Here is a 2075-nt window from a genome sequence, read left to right as displayed (position 1 = left end):
GTCTGCAGAGCCAGGCCGTAGCCAATGTTGAAGGGGAGATTCAATTGCATCTCGCCCAGTTCCTCGACTTCCTGTTGCGTCGAATCACTGGAGCCGTCCTGAACAACCAGTCGGTCAAGGGTCGGAGTATGCGTTCGCAGTCCGATGATTACATCAGAGATGGTGTCCTGCTCGTTTCGAGCGGGTATGACGATGAGACATCGCTGCGTCATTTTGACCCCGGGCGGTACCGCCGCCAGATGAACCTTAGAATATCGCGCGCACCGGGGTCGCGATAAAGCTTGCCCTTCGGCCCGTCCCACGCCGAAGGAACGAGCTCGCCACGCACATATCCAAGTGTTGCCGTTACGTAGAGGTCTAGACCCCGCTGTTCCAGGTCGTTCCAGACCGCTCTCAAGGACCGACCGCGTGCGTCCACGTGGCCTTCCGCAACGATGGTTCCGGTATCGAGTCCGGCGTTGATCTTCTGAATGGTTACGCCTGCCCTTGGATCTCCATTGTAAAGTGCCCAGAACGTGGTCTTCTTTCCTCTATACTCAGGCATTCTGCCGTGGTGAATTCCCAGTGTTCCGAGCCGTGGGATCTCAAACAGCTCCGGCCGCAAGATCGGACTGCCGTAAACCAGCCCGACATCCGGCGACTGTGCGCGCATACTCTCAACGACGCCTTCGGCATGTATGTCAGGTACGTAATGGATGCGCTCTTGAACCGAGCGGATGCACGTGCGGATTCGGGATGATTGTTTCGGACGGGTCAGCCAGTCGACTGCAGCCCCGGCAGCCGTGAGAGCGAGGACGGGACCGGCAAGAATACCGCGACGTCGCCAGGCATCTCGAACGATTCCTCCCAGGCCTGATTCCTTCGTCTCACAATAGACGGCCAGCAGTTGAATGTCCGGGTGATGCTCGAGTCGGCAAACAAATCTTCGAACACTGGCTCGCAGCGTTGGTCCACTGGAAAAAACGACAACGGTTATGGACAATGTCAGCCCTGAGTCTGCTTCGCGCTGGTGATCAACCTGACAAACGCGTTGAAACGATCTTTTTGTTTCTTGAGAACGGGTTCGATACGATGAACAAGCGGTATCCATCGACGACCCCGCTCGAAGATGAGCGAGCCCGGGAACTCCTCATGATGAACCAGAAACATCTCCGGTGACTGAGAAACCTCTCCAAGTCTTTCCGGCGGTAGAATCGCCCGCGTTTGCCATTCTTCTCGCACCGTCGTCTGGCTTTCGTAGCATCGCAAGGCTGTGAGTTTGAGCCGGCGCTGTTCTGAAGTGTCCACAGTGGCAAGACAATCGGACCGAATCCAATCGCGGACATCGCCTCCGGAAACGAGTCGCCATTTGTAGTAGACAAAATATTCGACGATTCTGGGTGCGTTGGTCGCAATCTCGGAGGCTGCGATGGCTGCCGCGTACGTGGCAAGATGATCCGGATGTCTATCGTATCGGAAGGGAACGAATACGAATGCCGGCTTTGTACTTTTTAGAATCTCCGCCAGCCGAACAGCAAGGTCGTCTACATGTGCACTGAGCTCGCCGTCCGGATAATCAAGGAAGTAGATATTGTCTTTCGGTACGCCAAGGGTGGACAACGCGTTCTCAGCCTCGCGTTTTCGAACTGCAGGAAGCGAAGTCGAGGGTGACCCTTGCCAGCGGAAAGTGGGTGCTGGTGACATCGCTCCGTCGGTCACAAAGGCAACGAGTATTCGCGACTTGTCCGACAGCGCCGCGATCGTGCCCCCGCACGCGAGAGTTTCGTCGTCCATGTGCGGCGCAAGGATGACGATCGTTCCCGGGAAGAGGTCGTCCGGAACAGAAAACTCCGGACTGTCCGCGGATGCTGTCATCTGCAGTTCTCCAGAACATCCAGCGTCTCATTGGCGCATTTTTCCCACGAATACATTTTCGAGCGTTCGAGACCCTTTTGTCCCAGACTGGTCTTGACATCTTCGTTCTGCAAGACATGGCCGAGGGCTGCCGCGATCGCCGAATGCTCCCGGGGATCGACGAGCACGGCTGCCTCGCCTGCGATCTCTTTCAGACCGTTGCCCGTCGAGGTAATGAGGGG

4 protein-coding genes are annotated in these 2075 nt (G+C 56.7%); all 4 read right to left on the bottom strand.

Features of this window, described 5'->3' with window-relative positions:
* Positions 1-212: glycosyltransferase (locus HKN37_06420; protein ID NNE46277.1), on the bottom strand; the 212-nt coding region annotated here is incomplete at its 3' end.
* Positions 209-982 (bottom strand): hypothetical protein, encoded by a 774-nt coding sequence (locus tag HKN37_06415; protein NNE46276.1) that lies wholly within the window; start codon positions 980-982, stop codon positions 209-211. The genes HKN37_06420 and HKN37_06415, both read right to left, overlap by 4 nt.
* Positions 983-984: 2 nt before the next feature.
* A complete protein-coding gene (locus HKN37_06410; GenBank protein ID NNE46275.1) occupies positions 985-1854 on the bottom strand; it encodes a hypothetical protein in 870 nt (289 codons plus the stop codon).
* Positions 1851-2075 (bottom strand): glycosyltransferase family 1 protein (locus HKN37_06405; protein NNE46274.1); only part of this gene is annotated, 225 nt, incomplete at its 5' end. The genes HKN37_06405 and HKN37_06410, both read right to left, overlap by 4 nt.

The sequence above is a fragment of the Rhodothermales bacterium genome, assembly GCA_013002345.1.
GTDB lineage: Bacteria > Bacteroidota > Rhodothermia > Rhodothermales > JABDKH01 > JABDKH01.
This window is presented reverse-complemented; position numbering and strand designations above follow the sequence as displayed.

Excerpts from the sequence above, each read along its gene's own strand:
- HKN37_06410 (NNE46275.1), bottom strand. The coding sequence starts at position 1,854 with ATGACAGCATCCGCGGACAGTCCGGAGTTTTCTGTTCCGGACGACCTC.